Raw genomic sequence first — 18,148 nt, 5'->3', positions numbered from 1 at the left:
ATCAACTGCTTTTGAAGCATAGATACTCAGCATAGGTTGGTGTATTGTAACTTGCTTCCACTATCTCAAACCCTGCTTTTGTCAACATTTCCTCGATAATCCATGCATACGTGCTATGTTCCTCGCGCACGTGCATCTCAAAATCTTTGGCTATCCACCATTCACCCTCAGTAGCAACTCGTTGAATCCATTCATTAATCGATGCTTCATATTCGGCAGGTGGAAATGAGAAAATGGTATCTCGCAAGTAAAAGATGCCTTTCGGCTTCAGCATGGTAGCAATTCTAAAGTAAAGCCGTCATTTTCTAACTCTCGGAATTGGTACTCCTTGGCTGGGAAGAAAGCGCGTGACTTCAGGATCAGCCCAAATTGCGGCAAGTGCGTCTATGTCAGAAGATTGCAGCGATCGCATTGTCCAACCATCAAGCTGTAAGGTAGGCTCTGGGGAATTCGTCGCCATGAACTCACAAATTAGCTATGTCCGATTACAATAGATAGGATTTGTAGAATAGGCTGGGATGCGATCGCTTTGACTACAATAGGGGCAGAGTCAGCAAGTAAAATCTCAATATGAACCCAGAAACATTACGCGAACGAGTTGCTAAAGTTGTGAGTAAACGTGAAACTCTCCTACGATTATTAGAACAACCCAACTTAGGAATTTTAAGAACGGATGTTAATCAAGCGTTAGAAGAAATGGATGACTTGATTGATGAGTATCGTCGCACTTTTCCCAATGAAGCGCAGTCTTTTTAAGTCAACAAGTTAGTATTAATGCCAAAAAGCGCCAAAATCAGACTTAACTACATTCTTTGGCGCTCAATTAGTTCACTCGTGTTTCCCTTAGCTGCTAGACGTACTTTTTGCTATTTCATATTGCGCGCGCCGATCTCGCGGACTAAAGCAATTAATTCTGGAGTAGATGTATCTTTTCGGCAAAAAGCGTCCATATTGTTAAGTTGGTTGTTCTCGCGTAGCTTTGGTTCCTCTAAGGAGGAGTAAGCAATAATTTGAGTACTTGGTGCAATATGTTTAATTTGATTAGATGCGCTTAAGCCATCCATAACTGGCATTTGCAGGTCGAGAATAATTACATCAGGGTGATGGCGTTGTACCATTTCCACTGCTTCTAAGCCATTGCTTGCTAAACCAACTAACTCAATATTTTCCTGATTAGCTAATGCTAACTTAAGGCTAAAGCGGGTTAGCTCGTGGTCATCAGCTACTAAAACGCGTAAGGTACTAGACTGGCAAGACAAGGGTAACATCCAATGATAACGAGTAGCGATTTGTTAAATGTTTAGTTTAGTTTATGACATAGTTAACCCTACTTCACTCTATCTGCTGGGTGAATCGTCTTACAGTCGCTATTACAAATATTACAGCTATTAATTAGGAAAGTTTATTAAGGTAGAGTTTGTTAAAGAAAGATCTAATATTGAGTCCGGTTAATTGGTAACGATAAAAATGGCGGCTAGTGACTATTGACTAACCGAAATGACATAGTTCTACAGAAGTTTCAGACTTGATGAAGGAGAACTTACCGCCTAATCCATACCAGTTGCTACAATGGCAAACACCTCAAGGGTGCACTAGCTCCCCAAGTTTAGAAGGCTTTAAATAGCTTGGTTTTTGCCAGCAAAATTGAGGAGTGCCAAATGTGGGGTTTTTCCTGTTGTAGCAACTGGCATGGACGGAAGTGGCTAGTCAATACTCGTGCAAGCGTTCTATTCTTTTGCTAGTCCTGCATCAAGCGCCATCTGCATTAAGATTTTTTGCGAGCTTGCTTCTGGACTATCTTCGGTTGGTTGTCTTTGAATATAACTGCCATCCGGTTGCAAGTCCCAAGCTTGGCGATTATCTGCCAGCATAATCCCTAAGATCTCTTGAAGATCTTTGGCAATTTTTGGATCGGCTACTGGGGTAATCGCTTCTACGCGACGATCTAGATTGCGTGGCATCCAGTCAGCACTGCCAATAAAAGTTTCTTCTTGACCATTGTTGTAAAAGTAAAAGATACGCGAGTGCTCTAAAAAACGTCCTACAATACTAATGACGCGGATATTTTCACTAATATCTTGGAGTCCAGGACATAAGCAGCAGATACCACGCACGATTAAATCGATTTGTACCCCTGCGCGCGATGCTTCATAAAGTGTTGCAATGATTTGTGGGTCTACTAAGGAGTTCATTTTAGCAACGATGCGACCAGTTGCGCCGTTGTGACAATGTTCAATTTCACGCCGGATCAAAGCAAGAAAGCGATCGCGCATGTTCACAGGTGCAACCAACAACTGACGATAAGACTTTTGACGCGAGTATCCCGTTAGGTAGTTAAATAAATCGGTTAAGTCTGCCCCTAGTTCTTCGCGACAACTAAACAGTCCTAAATCGGTGTAGAGACGTGCCGTTTTGGGGTTATAGTTACCTGTGCCGATATGGACGTAGCGATGGATGCGATCGCCTTCGCGGCGCACCACCATAACAATCTTCGAGTGCGTCTTTAAGCCTGTAACGCCGTAAACAACATGTACCCCTACGCGTTCCAAGCGTCGCGCCCAATAAATATTGTTTTCCTCATCGAAACGGGCTTTGAGTTCAACTAAAACCGCAACTTGCTTGCCGTTTTCAGCAGCAGCAATCAGTGCATTAACAATAGGTGAATCTCCAGAGGTACGATAAAGCGTCATTTTAATCGCTAATACATCTGGGTCGTAGGCGGCTTGCATGATAAACCGCAGGACAGTTGCAGAAAAAGATTCGTACGGATGGTGGACTAATAAATCTCCTTCTTTAATTACTGAGAAAAAATCTTTACCTTCCTCAGACTCCTGAATTTCTGGACCAATAGGAACACTGATTCCTTGCACGCGAGGCGGCACAACCGCTTTCCAGGGCGGATCTTTAAGTTCAGGTAAGGGTAATGCCAGAAAAGACATGAGATCCCCTAAGCCTAGTAGCCCTTGAATTTCATATACATCCGTTTCTTCTAAATCTAACTCTTGTAGTAGCTTTAACCTAACGGATTCTGGAATATGCGACTCAATTTCTAGCCTAACTGTAGAACCACCAACACGGCGCTTACGCAATTCTTGCTCAATTGCTTGTAGCAAGTCATCCGCTTCATCTTCTTCTAGCTCCAAATCAGAATCGCGGGTAATGCGAAATAGGTAATATTCCTGAATATTCATTCCAGGAAATAGCGACTCTAGATTATGTGCTAGCACCTGTTCTAAAAGAACTCCCGTCCAATGCACCGGCTGCTCATTTGCCTGTACTCCTAATTCTGGGGGTAGTGCCAAAAAGCGAGGTAAGGCCTTAGGAACTTTGACTCTGGCAAAGAACTCGGCGTCGGTATCTGGATTTTTGACGACGACGGCTAGATTCAAGCTGAGGTTGGAAATAAACGGAAATGGATGGCTAGGATCAATTGCGAGTGGGGTAAGAACAGGAAAAATTTGCTCTTCAAAGTAGTCTTGTAGATAAGTCCGCTGTTCCTGATTTAAATCAATGTAATCGAGAATATAAATCCCTGCTTGGGCTAACGCAGGGCGAATGACTTGCTCAAAGTGCTGGTGTTGTTGAGTTACCAGGGGACGTAATCGTTGACTAATTGCGTCGAGTTGTTCTTGCGGTGTTCGACCATCGGGGGTTAATTGCGTTACTTTTGCTGCAACTTGTTCCTTTAAAGCAGCAACGCGTACCATGAAAAATTCATCTAAGTTGGAACTAAAAATTGCCAAAAACTTGAGTCGCTCTAATAACGGCGTACGCGGATCGCAGGCTTCGTGTAATACTCGACGATTGAACTCTAACCAGCTTAGCTCGCGATTAAAATAGTATTGAGGATCTTTAAGATTAATTTCAGTTGCGGTTTTTTTAGTTCTGGGCATAGGAGTTGAGTAACTGCCAGGCAAACTTTAGTAGGGATTTAATACCATTTTGGATGTTAAATTTTATATTTTGATTAAGTCCGTAGATATAATTTAAAATTCTCTACGCCAAAGTCACTAAATCAGAAATACGAAAGTAGTTAGGAATTAGCAACAAACAAACTAATTACGTGTTTTTATCTACTTACTTAGTAAAAACTTGTCGCTCTCAACTATCAAGCATTAGCTTATAGCTTTTTGTATTTTGCTAGAATACTTCATCTTCAATTCCCTGCCACCATTCTCCCAAGTTCATCAAATCTTGGTGAATGTCTGTCAATTCTTGCGCATATTCTTCCGGTGAGATTGTAGCACGACGTTCTTGAAGTTTTTTTAAGCGTAGCTGTACTAACAGCCAAGGTTTGAAAATACTATTTGTAGCTTCCAAGTATTGCGCTAAGTCTTTACTATCCATAAAGCAACACTAGTCAGGGTTAGTCTTAATAGTATTGTGAATTTAAAATTTTAGGGCACTTCCCTAGAAATTTAACTTTAACCTCTGCAAGTAAAGCAGTGCCTTGCCCCTGTTGCTTGAACTACAAAAAAACAGCCACGATGCAGTCGTGACTGTCTTGATTCAGGCTAATGACATCAATGAATTAGCGAGTTGACATCTCAAAGCGCTTATTGATTTCATCCCAATTAACGACGTTCCACCATTGTTTAAGATATTCAGCACGGCGGTTTTGGTACTTGAGATAGTAAGCGTGTTCCCAGACATCATTACCCATAATCGGGAAGTATCCTTGGGTAATGGGGCTGTCTTGGTTGGGAGTACTTATGACTTCTAGCTTACCGTCAGGGCTGCGCACAAGCCATACCCAACCGCTACCAAATTGCTTGGTTCCAGCATCATTGAACCGTTGCTTGAAGGTTTCAAAATCACCAAAGGTGTCTCGAATTGCTTCGCCAACTGCGCCAGTCGGCTCGCCACCTGCATTCGGTCCCATGATTTCCCAGAACATTGTATGGTTAATGTGACCGCCACCGTTATTGCGTACAGCAGTCCGCACGTCATCTGGAATACTATCAAGTTCGCGTATTAAATCTTCGAGACTTTTGCTTTGTAGTTCTGCGTGTTTTTCTATTGCAGCATTGAGGTTGTTGACGTAAGTCTGATGGTGCATATCATGATGCAACTGCATCGTTTGGGTGTCGATGTACGGCTCTAGGGCATCGTAATTATAAGGTAGAGGTGAAAGTTCAAATGCCATTGTGTGAAATCCTCACATAAGTGCTTGCCAACAAAGTATCTATTGTAGAAGTTTAGGCACCTATACGTAGTATTCACTAGTCTGAATTTGAAAAATGAAGCGAAATAAAAATTAATGTTTGACTAAGTTAAAAAAAGATTAAATAGGCTGAATTTTGCTCATATTCTGATACTACAATTGAGTGATATTGAAGAGAACAAAAAGCGATCGCTTACACTTTGACTAAATTAGGTAAACAATGTTGAACAAAGCATAAGAAATCGATCGCGCGATTAAACTTACCGGCGTGACAACCGTTGATTGTAGTAGTTGATAATTTCAGCAGTCACTTCGGCAACATCTTTACCATCAGTTTGTATTTCAATCGCATCAGTCGCTTTTTGTAGTGGCGCAATTTTACGAGTACTGTCTTTGCGATCGCGTTCTGCAATGTCTTTCTCTAGTTGTGCCAAGCTGATGTGTGGTTGACCTTGTTCCTCAAAGTCTTGTTGTCGGCGTCGAGCTCGTTCTTGTACCGAAGCCGTGAGAAAAATTTTGAGTTCCGCATCAGGAAAAACTTGAGTTCCAACGTCACGCCCTTCCGCAACCAAACCACCTTTTTTGCCAAAGCTTTGTTGTTTTTGCACTAATGCTTTGCGTACAGCCGGTTGAGCGGCGATCGCAGATACTTGAGATGTCACTTCGATGCTGCGAATTGCTTGCGTGACTTCTCGATCGTTAATCCAAACTCGCTGTGGAGCTTCAGGATCGACTTCAGGAACTAACTGAATTTCACTTTGACTAGCTAACTCGGCGATCGCGCACTGATCTTCAAACGGAATTCCTAACTGCAAGACTAACCAAGTTAAGGCACGGTACATCGCACCAGTATCGAGATACAGTAACCCTAAATTTGCAGCTACTTGGCGCGCAACGGTAGATTTTCCCGCCCCAGCTGGACCATCAATCGCGATGATTGGTTGGCGATTTTGCAGAATGACATTATCAATTAACCGTGCTGTACCAACTCGCGCGGCGATCGCTAGCATTGCTGATTCCTCTACTTTCTCCAACGGCATCAATGTTATGGGATGCACTAATTCAACATATTCCAGGGTAACAGCACTCGCAGTGGCGACTTCTTTTTTTACAGTTTCAATTAATGCTTCGCTACAATGCTCTCCTGCAGTAAAAGCTTTTTGGGCTTGCTGTAATGCATGATACAAAATCGCAGCTTCTTGTCTTTGTTCGGGTGTCAAATACTGATTGCGCGAACTCATGGCAAGTCCAGATGCTTCGCGGACAATTGGACAGCCAATAATTTCAACGGGAATATTTAAATCTTGTACTAAGCGACGAATAATTGCGAGTTGCTGACCGTCTTTTTGCCCAAAGTAGGCGCGATCGGGTTGTACAACATTGAGTAGTTTCGTGACGATTGTCGCAACACCTTGAAAGTGATTAGGACGCGATCGCCCGCATAAAACGGACGTCATTTCTACGGGAGGTACAACCTGAGTCAGCGGCGTGGAAGTAATTTCCATTTCCTTGGGAGTAGGAGCAAATAAGACGTCTACTTTTGCTTGTTCGCACAGTTGGCGATCGCGATCGAGCGTGCGTGGATAACTCTGATAATCTTCATTGGGGCCAAACTGTAATGGATTAACAAAAATGCTGACAATGACTGTCTCGTTTTCTTGTCTTGCGCGTTCGATAAGACTAAGATGACCTGCGTGCAAGGCTCCCATCGTTGGAACCAAACCAACTGATTGGTATGAAGAAGCACTACCGCTTGCTTTCTCTGGCGTCAACCGGTTATCTTCCAAACGGCAAATATTCAAGTAACAACGCAACGCCGCAATTGTTGTTAACAGGCGCACCCAAAACTCCCATGTATTGCTTTCACCCACTCGCTAGTTTATCGCTAATTTCCAGTGTGAGAAGATGAAAGATTAAGGGTCAAAAGTCAGAGATGCGATCAGTTATTCTCAAGGTCAGCGTTCTCTGAACCCCTATCCCTGACCTCCGACCCCTGCTATTACCGACCTAGTATCTCTAGCTGCACAGGTGCGGTACCTGAGTTAAGTAATCCTAAAACTCGCGCTGCGCCTGCGGATAAGTCAATAATTCTACCTCCAGTAAATGGCCCGCGATCGTTGATGCGGACAACGACAGAGCGACCGTTTCTTTTGTTGGTGACTCGCACTTTTGTTCCAAAAGGCAAACTGCGATGCGCTGCTGTCATGGCATTTTGGTTGAACCTTTCGCCGCTAGCACTGCGATTACCATGAAAGCCAGGACCATACCATGACGCTATTCCAGTAAGAACTGTGCTTGCTTGCTTTGTTTGCTTTTGCGCGTTTGTTTGCGGTGCAACTGCAACGGGCTTGGGTGCAGGTTTTCCAGCAACTTCTTGCAAGGGAGGTGCGTTACCAAGTAATCTGCGCAGGCGATTTGTTGCTTGTAAAGCATCTTCACCTAAATCCTTGGTCTGATCGGGAAGGCGTGTCAGCGAGTTAATTTCAACAAGTTCTTCGTTGTTGAGAAGAATCGCATAGCGATCGCCCTCGACTTGTGCAGATGCTTTTGTGGTTTTGCTCGATTCTTCCGTAGCAGCCTTCCATCTTGCTGTAATTTTGCTAGCGTCTACGCCGTTTAAGTGTAATTGATTAATTTTTGCGGCGACTTTTGTGGCGCGCCGCACGGCACTGTTAGCTTCGGATTCTATATCAGCTTTGGATAAACTTCCTTGGGTAGCGTTCGTTGCGACTTTAGTCGGCGTACTTGTCTTAGCACTATTCGCCATCTCTTTGTCAAAAAAGGTCAAAACAGGAATATTTTTGACGTAGAGTGTTGCTGCTTGACGTCCTGCTAGTTGGTGCGGCTGAATCCGAGCCACTACTGAGTCGGATTGTCTTGTTGAGGACTGATACTCACCCACTTTTACAGCATTGGTTGTCGTTGGTGTTGAGTTGGGAGTTGCCGATTGATTGTCTGCTGACGGTTTGATTGTCGATGTTGATTCTGCATGGCTCGATAGCGGTATGCCTACAGCAGCGGTAAGCAAGGCAACAGTAGTAGTCCACAAAAGTTTCTTATTCATGCGCTCGTTGTAAATTGCACTTTTCATCTGAGTTGGTTAGAAGGAGATTTTGACTCCAACAACTCAAACTCGTTATGTTTTCACTTCGTGTTCTCACAACTGCAACAGACTACCACGAACTTTTTGGGTTGGGGATCAGTGATGCAACAGAAAATCTGATTTTTAAGCAAAGCTGAGAAACGTGTCGTACAACACAAACCCTGTCTCTCAGTACGTTTGCTTGATTGATAAGCAATTCGTTTTCGCAATAAAACTTAACATTTTTTTACATTTTTAGGCATCTAATACATAAGAAAATGTAATAAATAGTAACTACTATTTGTTATAATCATAAAATTTACTAATTTAACTTCATAACTATTTTCTCACCGCTCACCTTTTGCCCCTCGCCCCTGCGAAGAGTAAAATACATCCGACAGCGATCGCAAAATTGTAGGTATCTTGGCATGGATTATCGCGAAGCAGGAGTGGATGTCGAGGCGGGTAGAGCCTTTGTTGAGCAAATCCGCAATCTCGTGCAAAGTACCTATCGTCCAGAAGTAATGGGGGGACTTGGTGGCTTTAGTGGCTGTTTTGCCTTGCCAGGAGGATATAAAGAACCTGTTTTAGTTTCTGGTACTGATGGTGTAGGTACAAAGCTGAAGTTAGCTTTTACACTCAACATTCATCACACTGTAGGTATTGATTTGGTTGCAATGTGCGTCAATGATGTTTTGACTGTAGGCGCGGAACCATTATTTTTTCTCGATTACGTAGCTACAGGGAAGTTAAATCAAGATCAATTAACGCAAGTCGTCACCGGAATTAGCCGTGGATGTCAAATTGCAGGTTGTGCGTTGCTAGGAGGAGAAACCGCAGAAATGCCTGGTTTCTATCAAGTGGGCGAGTACGATCTAGCAGGGTTCTGCGTTGGGATCGTGGAAAAAAGCCAAATGCTCAACGGTTCTCGCGTGCAAGTAGGTGATATTGCCCTTGGTTTGGCTAGCGATGGCATTCATAGTAATGGTTTGAGTTTGGTGCGCAAAATTGTGGATACGTGCGGGTATTCTTGGAGCGATCGCCCGCAAATTTTTGCAGGTAAAACTTTAGGTGAGGTTTTTTTGACACCTACGCGAATTTACGTAAAACCTGTACTCGCAGCGCTTAAAGCCGGATTAGACATTCATGGAATGGCGCATATTACGGGTGGTGGTTTACCAGAAAATCTCCCGCGTTGCTTAGGTAAAAATCAATCAATTCAAATTAAGTTAGGTAGCTGGGTTGTCCCACCAGTATTTGAATGGTTAGCTGCAGCAGGCTCAGTAAATTCCACTGCTATGTTTAATACTTTTAATATGGGCATTGGATTTGTTGTGCTAGTACCACCCGCACAAACTGAGCAAGCGATCGCCTGGTTTAACTCGTACGATATTGCTGCGTCTGCGATCGGTCAAGTTATTCCGGGTACGGGTACGTTAGAAGGATTGCCCGTGTAAGACTTCTACTAGCTTGTGCGTCTCTTATAGTCGGTAGTTTCGCGGTTGGTTTCAGTCGTTTCAAGAAATTACTATTAACTTATCGCGAATCCAAAAATAAGCCTAGTGACTCCTGTCGCAACTTTACAGACAGTTTCCAGAGGTGCGTAGACTAACAAACAATCTATCAATCGAGGAGAATTAAACAACAAAATTTGATGAGGCAACAAAAAAATAAATATAGCCATCTTACAGCCATAGAAAGAACCTACTTATCGTTTCCTGCTAAGTTTTTATTAAACAATAATCTACTCAAAGGGAAAATCTTAGATTTTGGCTGCGGTTTCGGTAATGATGTTAAAATTTTGCGACAAAAAGGCTTCGATATTACAGGGTATGACCCTTATTATTTTCCAAACTATCCTCAAGAAAAATTTGACACAATTCTCTGCTTTTACGTACTCAATGTTTTATTCCCTGAAGAACAAGCAAATATTCTAATGGAAGTCTCGCACTTATTAAAACCAGGCGGGAAAGCTTATTACGCTGTCAGAAGAGATTTAAAAAAGGAAGGCTTTCGCGAACACTACGTTCATAAAAAGCAAACCTATCAATGTATTGTTAAACTTCCTTTCAAGTCAATTAATTTAGATGAGCATTGCGAAATATACGAATATTTTCACTACAACTTTCGAAGAACAAATAATAATTGCCTGTTCTGCAACCCACATCAACAGCTAAACTTTCTTACAGAATCTGCAACAGCTTACGCTATATTCGACGGCTATCCTGCGAGTAAAGGTCATGCTTTAGTCATTCCCAAACGCCATGTTAGTAACTATTTTCATTTACCATTTAAAGAACAAGCTGCGGGCTGGCTAATGGCAAACAAAGTTCAAGAAATTCTTAACAAAGAATTTGCACCTGATGGTTTTAATGTAGGCATCAACGTCAATCGAGACGCGGGACAAAACATGATGCACGCCAGTATTCATATCATTCCTCGCTACAAAGGTGATGCTGTCAGTAGCAAAAGTGGAATGCGGTACGTGATTCCTGGGAAGGGATAGTTACGATTGCCGCAGTAAATGACTAAAAATAAAAGTAACATCAAAGTTGGTAATAGGTAATGGGTAATTAGTCGGATGAATTGTTACCGGCTTTGAATAGGTATCGCACTTAGTTATGTTTGCCTACTCATATTCCAGAAAGTTGAATTAAATCATACTATTTAGATTGCTAAAATATGGCAGTTTAAAGTGAACTGGGTTATGCCAGTTAATTTACACAGATCGCGTACAGGACACATGGTAAACTTAACTCCAAATTCGAGCTTTAGTTTGACGCTGCGGTTACAGATTCCCAATCGCGTGGGTATGTTGGCGAGTGTGACACACGCGATCGCAAGCAGTGGTGGAAATCTCGGTCAAATCGATTTAATCGAACAAACTCGACATATTTCCATCCGCGATGTTACTGTTGATGCCGCAAGTACGGAACACGCAGAAACGATCGTGCAAGCGGTGAAAGTCTTGCCTGATATCAAGGTAATTGATGTTTACGACCGCACATTTAACTTACATCGTGGCGGTAAAATCAGCATTACGAGCAAAATTGCCTTAAAAAGTGTGTCCGATCTAGCAATGGCGTATACGCCAGGAGTAGGTCGCATTTGTACCGCGATCGCGCAAGACCCCGAACAAGTCTATCACTTAACAATCAAGCAAAATACTGTAGCAATTGTTACTGATGGTAGTGCAGTATTGGGGTTAGGTAATCTTGGTCCTGCTGCGGCTTTACCCGTTATGGAAGGTAAAGCGATGCTCTTTAAAGAATTTGCAGGGCTAGATGCGTTTCCTATCTGCTTGACAAGTCAAGATACAGACACGATTGTCGAAACTGTCAAACAGATTGCACCCGTATTTGGAGGAGTGAATTTAGAAGATATCGCCGCACCGCGTTGCTTTGAAATCGAAACTCGCCTGCGCCAAGAATTAGATATTCCGATATTTCATGACGACCAGCACGGAACCGCCATTGTGACTTTAGCAGCGCTGATTAATTCGCTCAAATTGGTGAATAAATCAATGAATGAAATCCGCATTGTCATTAACGGTGCAGGTGCGGCGGGAGTGGCGATCGCGCGGTTACTCCGGAAAGCTGAGGCAGAAACAATCTTAATGTGCGATTCCAAAGGTATTCTGTCGCTACAACGTGCCGACATGACTGAACAAAAGCGCGAATTTGCTGTAGAACAAGGTGGTTCCCTAGCTGATGCGCTGAAAGATGCAGATGTTTTTATTGGTGTCAGCGCTCCTGGTGTTGTCACGCCAGACATGGTGCGTTCGATGGCACGCGATCCGATTGTGTTTGCAATGGCAAATCCAATTCCGGAAATTCAACCAGAATTGGTAACAAACGATGTTGCTGTCATGGCAACAGGGCGCAGTGACTACCCAAATCAAATTAATAATGTTTTGGCTTTTCCTGGGGTGTTTCGCGGTGCTTTGGATTGTCGAGCTGCTACAATCACAACCACAATGTATTTAGAAGCTGCCCACGCGATCGCGGAACTCGTAGCACCAGCTGAACTTCACCGCGAACACATTATTCCTTCAGTATTCGATCGCCGAGTCGCTACCGCAGTCGCCACCGCAGTACAACGCGCGGCGCGTCAGGAAGGTATTGCGCGAAACTAATGTTATGTTATCTCCGGTCAAATAACGTTTTTTGTGGTTAGTGACTAATTACTAAGCACTATTTTTATTGTCTGTAATCAACCGGATTTAACATTAACGTCGATTGTCTAAAAAGAAACTGGGCGATCTTGATTTCTAAGATTGCCCAACAAGTGTGTAAAACGCTTAGTTTGACCTTTAGGCGATGATTAGGATCGCTTTCCGGCTAGTTTATGCAAGAAACTATGACCTGACTGTCAGCCTAGATGGTATAGCGCATTTTATCACTCCAGGACTTGGCAAATAGGTTTAGCAATTGTATGTACGACAATTGTGTTTGTGTTGGCTGATACTCTGCTGCTAACTCTGTAGATAGACTTCAGTTTCTCTTTATTTGAAACTATCCTCTTTCTAGTAAATTGAAACAAGTAAAGAGAATATCAGCTAATACTTCTATGGGCTTTAGTTTCTTTGATTTATTCTGGATTTTTCTATTTCTCTCTTCGCTGCAACCTGTGTGGCAACGTCGTCAGATGGAAATTCGCCGAATTCGGGCATTACAAGAATTTGAGCGCGGGCGGAATAGTCGAGTTATCTTACTTATTCACCGTCAGGAGTCTTTAAGTTTACTGGGAATTCCGATCTCGCGCTACATCAGTATTGAAGATTCCGAGCAAGTCCTACGTGCAATTCGTTTGACGCCACCAAATGTACCCATTGATTTAATTTTACATACGCCAGGGGGATTAGTATTGGCAACTGAGCAAATTGCCAGAGCTTTAATTCGCCATCCCGCCAAAGTCACGGTTTTTATTCCCCATTACGCAATGAGTGGCGGGACGATGCTCGCACTCGCTTCTGATGAAATTGTTATGGATGCTAACGCGGTTTTGGGACCTGTCGATCCGCAACTTGGTAACTTTCCCGCTGCGAGTATTCTAAAAGTTGTGGAAGATAAACCAATTGGCGATATTGATGACCAAACCTTGATTATGGCTGATTTGTCGCGCAAAGCGATCGCCCAAGTACAACGGTTCGTACGCACTTTACTAAAAGACGATATTCCCAAGCAAAAAATTGCCCCAGAGAATATTGAAAAAATTGTCGATGCCTTAACTACAGGGCGCGTCACCCACGACTATCCCGTAACAGTTGAAGAAGCAACAGAAATGGGGCTACCCATTACAGTAGGGCTACCCCGCTCAATCTACAAACTCATGGAGTTGTATCCACAACCACAGGGCGGGCGTCCTAGCGTGCAGTACATACCCATGCCCTATGGCGATCGCCGTCCAAGTTTACCCAGTCCTCAAGGAAGACCATTACCCGATCCAGCCGAATAAGAAGTGCGAACAAGTTAATGACATCACAGCACTTATGGAGTTGGCGATGGCGAAGGAGGAATCGTTGGTATAGGCGAAGGTGAGGGTGCAGGCGTCGGCGCTGGCGACGGTGTCTGCTCTGGCGTTGGTGTTGGTGACGGGGTTGGCGCTGGCGACGGTGTCTGCTCTGGCGTTGGTGTTGGTGATGGGGTTGGGGTTGGCGACGGTGTCGTCTCTGGCGTTGGTGTTGGTGATGGGGTTGGGGTTGGCGACGGTGTCTGCTCTGGCGTTGGTGTTGGTGATGGGGTTGGGGTTGGTGACGGTGTCTGCTCTGGCGTTGGTGTTGGTGATGGGGTTGGGGTTGGCGACGGTGTTGGCTCTGGCGTTGGTTCTTCACCGCTCAGAACTCTTCTGGCTTCTTGGTCGAGTCGAATCCGAGTTTCTAAATTAGCAATCCCAGTCGTTGGCAGATTATAGCGTTCTTGGAACTGCTCTACTGCTGACTCAGTACGTGTTGTGTAAAATTGGTTTCGCGGTAGTGGCGGAGTAGGCTCAACAACTAAGTTTAAGCTGCCGTGCAGATTTCGCATCAACTCCGCTGCGGTACTTTGCGTCTGTGGACCTGCTACCCCATCAACTGTTAAACCATATCGTTGCTGGAAGTCACGAATTGCATTGCGCGTAGCCTCATCCGTTAGAGGCCCTTCTTCAGGAATATCGTATCCTAGTCCTCGTAAAGTAACGCGGAATTCATCGGGCGTATAGTAATATCGTTGCTGTGCAACAGAAGTCATTTCGTAACTAACTAGGCCAGCCGTCACGCCAAAGGTGACTGCTGCGATCGTTGTACTCCATCTACACCACATAGATTTAAACTCCTTAGTAGTTAATCAAGCATTTACCGCAGTAAATAAAAGCAGTTTAGAACGAGTGAGACTTCAGGTAAGATGCTTTATTCTGGTTATCTTTGTGTAATTGATTTCCTTGTGTCAAGTCTCTCTAGGTAATATTAGTAATCATCAGTCACAGCGTCTTAAGTAAGCAAGTACGAAAAAATAGCAGATTCGCATTAAAATGCTGGAATTTTTTAATGAGGAATCTTTAAAACTGTGCTCCTAGCTACAACAACGAGAAGCCCTAAAAAGCACTGATTTTATCAGTATCTCATGCAGTTGGCGCTCAATCTCTAGATCGTTGGGCAGTGCAGTCGCGATCGTCAGCAAACTTATTGACTTCTCAGTGTAGATCCATACTTTTGGTAGATTCTTAGCCGAGTCAATATGTAACTTTAGCGAGTCACTCTCAATTGAGGTTTGCTCAATGCGTGCAAAAATCTCCGTCTACTACTTCTTCCATACGTAGGAAGGCATCACATTTTATACAGGAGATACTAGCGTCATAGCTTTTCGATCGCCTTTGAGGTAAAGAATTATGAAACTGGAGATTTTTGCTACCACAGCGTTGTTAAGTACTGCGTGCATAGCAGCTCCGGTACGAGCAGAAAATCCCGCACACGTACGCCAATTAATCGAAACCCGCGAATGCATGGGCTGCGACTTATCAGGTGCTAATCTAAATGGCGCTCACTTAATTGGCGCAGACTTGCGAAATGCCAACTTAGAAGGCGCAAGCTTAATCGACGCTAACTTAGAAGGTGCAGATTTAACAGGTGCTAACTTGCAACAGGCAAACTTATTTAAAGCGTTTGCTACCGGTGCAAGTATGAACGAAGTTAATCTAACAGGTGCTAATCTTCAGGATGCCAAACTTTATAAAGTTGATATGGATGGTGCAACAATCGCAGGAGCTGACTTTAGAGGCGCCAAGCTGTATGGTGCTAACCTGTTTTAATAGCTTATTTAATTAGCTTTTTATTGAGTCGAATTTTGTTGAATCTGTTGAATTTGTTGCGTAAAGTACGATTGTTGATACTGCAATTGTTGAGCGATCGCTAGTCCTTGCTCAAACGCTGAGAGTGCAGCAGTAGGATTACCGTTTTGTAGATGAATCTGCCCTATTTGGTCATAAGTATTCATCAAACCGTAAAAGTTGGCAGCACGTTGGTCTGCCTCTAGAAGAATTTGACTTGCTTGTAAAGCTTCGTTAACCTGACCTTGAGTGCGGTAAAGTGCAATCAATTGCCGTAAAGCATCACCTGCACGTGCATATTGTTGTAAAGACCATGCAGAAGCGTAAGCTTCTTGGTAATTTTGAAATGCTTGCTGAATTTGACCTAATGCTTGGTAGTCAGCGGCGATCGCAAGTCGCAGAGCCGGTACTTGCGTGAATTGCGCATCATTAAGATAAAGTTCTGCAAGTCGCTGCTTCACTACAAGTGCTTGTTGAGGTTGTCGGGCGCGGTCATAAATATAAGCTAGCTGTTGTAAATAAGTCACTTCACCGACGCGATCGCCGCGCGAGTTTGCCAAAGTGAGTAATTCTTGATAACTCTTAGCCGCTTGCGGATAGTCGAACCAGCTCAAGTGTAATTCTGCAATTGTTCTTAAAGTACTTTCAGCAGTTGCTGCATTCTGCTGTCGCTCAAGCTTCAGAATTTGATTATAGACTTCTAAGGCTTGTTGCGGCGATCGCACTTGCTGATACGCATAACCAAGCGCTCGCAGTAAGGTTAAATCAGCAGTTGGTTGCGATTGGACTTGTTGCTGAATCGTTTGCAGCCGCTGCGTAATAATTTGAACTTGGGTGCGTTCATTTTCACTCCAAGCGATCGCCCCGACTCTTCCGAGTGCTTGCACTTCAGCTAGAGTACCCAACGCCCGCCGCAGTCTGAGTTCGCGGTTCCAAATCTCAAACGCACCCCTATTATCTCCCGCTGCTAATCGCGCTTGCGCCTGCGCGTTGAGTTGGTCTAACGCTGTTGCTAAGTTTTGGCGTTCTTGCGGACTCAATAGCTGATTTGGAGTTGGTAATAGTGGATCTGGAGTTGTGATTTCGAGTGGATTCAGCGGAAATTCACTGGGTGGAGATTTCTTATTTTGTGCTAATGCAATTGAACTGCAACATAGCCACAACGAAAGTGTAGCTGTCACTACAACCTTAACGCGTCGCCGGAACATCTCAAGCAAACAAGTATTACTGCAATTGTGCATCGTTAGATACGTAAAATTCACTCTTCATTGAATAAAAACTAAATTCTTTGACGAGTTCTTTGCCCAAATGTCTCCACAAAATAGGTAGCAGCGAGTTTTAAAATACTCGAAAGAGTATCGCAAACAACATTATCCTTAACAAATACTGTTCAAATGACTCATTCTACAGATATCGCTACGTTAGCGCGGTGGATGGCAGCAGATTTCAGCAATCAAGAGCAAGCCTTTGAAAACCCGCCGTTTTTTGCGCATATTCGCGTTTGTATGCGTCCTCTTCCTTTAGAACTCCTTTCTGGAGTCAGCTTTTATGTGGAACAGGCATATGATTATATGCTGAATAACCCCTATCGCGTGCGCGTATTGAAATTAATCAATGCGGGCGATCGCATTACCATCGAGAACTACATCATTAAAGACGAACAGCAATTTTACGGAGCATCTCGCGAACCCCAGCGCTTAAGTGCAATTACATCAGAACGTTTAGAAAAACTACCAGGCTGCAATATGCTTGTTGAGTGGACAGGAAATAGCTTTAAAGGCAGTGTAGAACCAGGAAAAGGTTGTATTGTCGTACGTAAGGACAAAAAAACCTATTTAGATAGCGAGTTTGAGATCGATCGAGAACGGTTTATCAGCCTTGACCGCGGGCGCGATCCAGAAACCGACGAACATGTATGGGGTTCTGTTGCTGGACCATTTCACTTTGTTCGTTGGAACAGTTTTGCAGATGAAGTGAAAGTTTAGAAATAAAAGTGAGAGTAAGCAAGGGAATAGCTTTGTTTGTGCGTTCCTTTTGCTTTCACTCTCTTTTTGAAGCTTAATCTGTACACTTTTATACACGGGTTGTCGCAGTCTAGAAACACCGAACAGATATAGGCTTAGTTTACATCAATTTATTTTCCTACTTTCAAGTTTTTTATATTCTTTATAAAGTTAAATATTCCATATTTTAAATATAGACAAGCTTTAACAAAATAAGTTAGCTAACTGCCCAGATATCCTTGCTATCTCTGAGTTATAAGCTACGTAGCAAATTTTTTTGAAACACAAGTAGCCACTTTTTCCGAAATACAATGTAGTTGCATTGTGTTTAATTATGCTGGCAATGCAGGGAGAAGAACCTATTTTATTGCCTAAATAAATATAAATATCTATAAGGAATTATTTGCAATGGCTACAGTAACATTTCAAAAACTTAAATGTAATAGTTCATCAGGGACAGTAATGTTAAGCTTTCAGGTGCCACCTAACCCAGTGTGGGGACCTGGTAACCTGATACCAGGAGTCGATGTAAGTATAAATAAAAGTCGCTCTTATTCGACGACATGCGCTGTTACAGTAACTGTTAACACTAGT

The 18,148-nt window shown here is 43.3% G+C and carries 17 protein-coding genes; 7 read left to right on the top strand and 10 right to left on the bottom strand.

Annotated features, from left to right (window positions below; all coding sequences use genetic code 11):
• Position 1: 1 nt before the first annotated feature.
• Positions 2–274, bottom strand: a complete 273-nt coding sequence (locus B1A85_RS04040) for a hypothetical protein (RefSeq protein WP_210404161.1) — start codon at positions 272–274, stop codon at positions 2–4.
• Positions 275–298: 24 nt separating this feature from the next.
• Positions 299–460 (bottom strand): hypothetical protein, encoded by a 162-nt coding sequence (locus B1A85_RS04035; protein ID WP_210404160.1) that lies wholly within the window; start codon positions 458–460, stop codon positions 299–301.
• A 110-nt stretch (positions 461–570) separates the two neighbouring features.
• Here B1A85_RS04035 and B1A85_RS04030 point away from each other — a divergent pair, with 110 nt between their 5' ends.
• A complete protein-coding gene (locus B1A85_RS04030; RefSeq protein ID WP_104545605.1) occupies positions 571–756 on the top strand; it encodes a hypothetical protein in 186 nt (61 codons plus the stop codon).
• Positions 757–866: 110 nt separating this feature from the next.
• Here B1A85_RS04030 and B1A85_RS04025 read toward each other — a convergent pair whose 3' ends face one another.
• The 6 genes from B1A85_RS04025 to B1A85_RS04000 form a co-directional block, all read right to left on the bottom strand.
• On the bottom strand, positions 867–1,268 hold the full coding sequence (locus B1A85_RS04025; protein ID WP_104545604.1) for a response regulator transcription factor: 402 nt from the start codon (positions 1,266–1,268) through the stop codon (positions 867–869).
• A gap of 459 nt (positions 1,269–1,727) precedes the next feature.
• Positions 1,728–3,893 (bottom strand): polyphosphate kinase 1, encoded by a 2,166-nt coding sequence (ppk1, locus tag B1A85_RS04020; RefSeq protein WP_104545603.1) that lies wholly within the window; start codon positions 3,891–3,893, stop codon positions 1,728–1,730.
• 247 nt (positions 3,894–4,140) lie between these two features.
• Positions 4,141–4,347: a hypothetical protein gene (locus tag B1A85_RS04015; RefSeq protein WP_104545602.1), complete on the bottom strand. Its 207-nt coding sequence runs from the start codon at positions 4,345–4,347 to the stop codon at positions 4,141–4,143.
• Positions 4,348–4,531: 184 nt separating this feature from the next.
• Complete coding sequence (locus B1A85_RS04010) at positions 4,532–5,146, bottom strand: superoxide dismutase (protein ID WP_104545601.1); 615 nt, start codon at positions 5,144–5,146, stop codon at positions 4,532–4,534.
• Between the two features lie 278 nt (positions 5,147–5,424).
• The gene (locus B1A85_RS04005) at positions 5,425–7,005 is read right to left on the bottom strand and encodes a bifunctional pantoate--beta-alanine ligase/(d)CMP kinase (RefSeq protein ID WP_104546295.1); all 1,581 of its coding nucleotides are present in this window, start codon (positions 7,003–7,005) and stop codon (positions 5,425–5,427) included.
• A gap of 158 nt (positions 7,006–7,163) precedes the next feature.
• Positions 7,164–8,228 (bottom strand): septal ring lytic transglycosylase RlpA family protein, encoded by a 1,065-nt coding sequence (locus B1A85_RS04000; protein WP_104546294.1) that lies wholly within the window; start codon positions 8,226–8,228, stop codon positions 7,164–7,166.
• Positions 8,229–8,674: 446 nt separating this feature from the next.
• Here B1A85_RS04000 and purM point away from each other — a divergent pair, with 446 nt between their 5' ends.
• From purM to B1A85_RS03980, 4 genes are all read left to right on the top strand, one after another.
• Entirely contained in the window at positions 8,675–9,703 is a 1,029-nt protein-coding gene (purM, locus tag B1A85_RS03995; RefSeq protein WP_104545600.1) for a phosphoribosylformylglycinamidine cyclo-ligase, read from the top strand.
• 197 nt (positions 9,704–9,900) lie between these two features.
• Entirely contained in the window at positions 9,901–10,752 is an 852-nt protein-coding gene (locus B1A85_RS03990) for an HIT family protein (protein ID WP_104545599.1), read from the top strand.
• Between the two features lie 237 nt (positions 10,753–10,989).
• Positions 10,990–12,381 (top strand): malic enzyme-like NAD(P)-binding protein, encoded by a 1,392-nt coding sequence (locus B1A85_RS03985; RefSeq protein WP_104546293.1) that lies wholly within the window; start codon positions 10,990–10,992, stop codon positions 12,379–12,381.
• A 434-nt stretch (positions 12,382–12,815) separates the two neighbouring features.
• Positions 12,816–13,703, top strand: a complete 888-nt coding sequence (locus B1A85_RS03980; RefSeq protein ID WP_104545598.1) for a hypothetical protein — start codon at positions 12,816–12,818, stop codon at positions 13,701–13,703.
• Positions 13,704–13,735: 32 nt separating this feature from the next.
• Here B1A85_RS03980 and B1A85_RS03975 read toward each other — a convergent pair whose 3' ends face one another.
• Positions 13,736–14,548 carry a peptidoglycan-binding protein gene (locus B1A85_RS03975; protein WP_104545597.1) on the bottom strand — a complete coding sequence of 271 codons (813 nt, stop codon included), beginning with the start codon at positions 14,546–14,548 and terminating at the stop codon, positions 13,736–13,738.
• A 565-nt stretch (positions 14,549–15,113) separates the two neighbouring features.
• Here B1A85_RS03975 and B1A85_RS03970 point away from each other — a divergent pair.
• Complete coding sequence (locus tag B1A85_RS03970; protein WP_104545596.1) at positions 15,114–15,533, top strand: pentapeptide repeat-containing protein; 420 nt, start codon at positions 15,114–15,116, stop codon at positions 15,531–15,533.
• Between the two features lie 20 nt (positions 15,534–15,553).
• On the opposite strand, the gene B1A85_RS03965 is transcribed toward B1A85_RS03970, so the two are convergent.
• Positions 15,554–16,792 (bottom strand): lipopolysaccharide assembly protein LapB, encoded by a 1,239-nt coding sequence (locus B1A85_RS03965; protein ID WP_104545595.1) that lies wholly within the window; start codon positions 16,790–16,792, stop codon positions 15,554–15,556.
• Positions 16,793–16,945: 153 nt separating this feature from the next.
• Here B1A85_RS03965 and B1A85_RS03960 point away from each other — a divergent pair, with 153 nt between their 5' ends.
• Positions 16,946–17,536 (top strand): chromophore lyase CpcT/CpeT, encoded by a 591-nt coding sequence (locus tag B1A85_RS03960; protein WP_104545594.1) that lies wholly within the window; start codon positions 16,946–16,948, stop codon positions 17,534–17,536.
• The last annotated feature ends 612 nt before the right edge of the window (positions 17,537–18,148 follow it).

Source organism: Chroococcidiopsis sp. TS-821, from assembly GCF_002939305.1.
Classification (GTDB): Bacteria; Cyanobacteriota; Cyanobacteriia; order Cyanobacteriales; family Chroococcidiopsidaceae; genus Chroogloeocystis.
Note: the sequence above shows the minus strand (reverse complement) of the source record. Positions and strands in the feature narration are given on the sequence as shown.

Bases quoted from the DNA above. Each gene is read 5' to 3' on its own strand.
- B1A85_RS04040 (WP_210404161.1), bottom strand. From the start codon at position 274: ATGCTGAAGCCGAAAGGCATCTTTTACTTGCGAGATACCATTTTCTCA.
- B1A85_RS04035 (WP_210404160.1), bottom strand. From the start codon at position 460: ATGGCGACGAATTCCCCAGAGCCTACCTTACAGCTTGATGGTTGGACA.
- B1A85_RS04030 (WP_104545605.1), top strand. From the start codon at position 571: ATGAACCCAGAAACATTACGCGAACGAGTTGCTAAAGTTGTGAGTAAA.
- B1A85_RS04025 (WP_104545604.1), bottom strand. From the start codon at position 1,268: ATGTTACCCTTGTCTTGCCAGTCTAGTACCTTACGCGTTTTAGTAGCT.
- ppk1 (WP_104545603.1), bottom strand. From the start codon at position 3,893: ATGCCCAGAACTAAAAAAACCGCAACTGAAATTAATCTTAAAGATCCT.
- B1A85_RS04015 (WP_104545602.1), bottom strand. From the start codon at position 4,347: ATGGATAGTAAAGACTTAGCGCAATACTTGGAAGCTACAAATAGTATT.
- B1A85_RS04010 (WP_104545601.1), bottom strand. From the start codon at position 5,146: ATGGCATTTGAACTTTCACCTCTACCTTATAATTACGATGCCCTAGAG.
- B1A85_RS04000 (WP_104546294.1), bottom strand. From the start codon at position 8,228: ATGAATAAGAAACTTTTGTGGACTACTACTGTTGCCTTGCTTACCGCT.
- purM (WP_104545600.1), top strand. From the start codon at position 8,675: ATGGATTATCGCGAAGCAGGAGTGGATGTCGAGGCGGGTAGAGCCTTT.
- B1A85_RS03990 (WP_104545599.1), top strand. From the start codon at position 9,901: ATGAGGCAACAAAAAAATAAATATAGCCATCTTACAGCCATAGAAAGA.
- B1A85_RS03985 (WP_104546293.1), top strand. From the start codon at position 10,990: ATGGTAAACTTAACTCCAAATTCGAGCTTTAGTTTGACGCTGCGGTTA.
- B1A85_RS03980 (WP_104545598.1), top strand. From the start codon at position 12,816: ATGGGCTTTAGTTTCTTTGATTTATTCTGGATTTTTCTATTTCTCTCT.
- B1A85_RS03975 (WP_104545597.1), bottom strand. From the start codon at position 14,548: ATGTGGTGTAGATGGAGTACAACGATCGCAGCAGTCACCTTTGGCGTG.
- B1A85_RS03970 (WP_104545596.1), top strand. From the start codon at position 15,114: ATGAAACTGGAGATTTTTGCTACCACAGCGTTGTTAAGTACTGCGTGC.
- B1A85_RS03965 (WP_104545595.1), bottom strand. From the start codon at position 16,792: ATGCACAATTGCAGTAATACTTGTTTGCTTGAGATGTTCCGGCGACGC.
- B1A85_RS03960 (WP_104545594.1), top strand. From the start codon at position 16,946: ATGACTCATTCTACAGATATCGCTACGTTAGCGCGGTGGATGGCAGCA.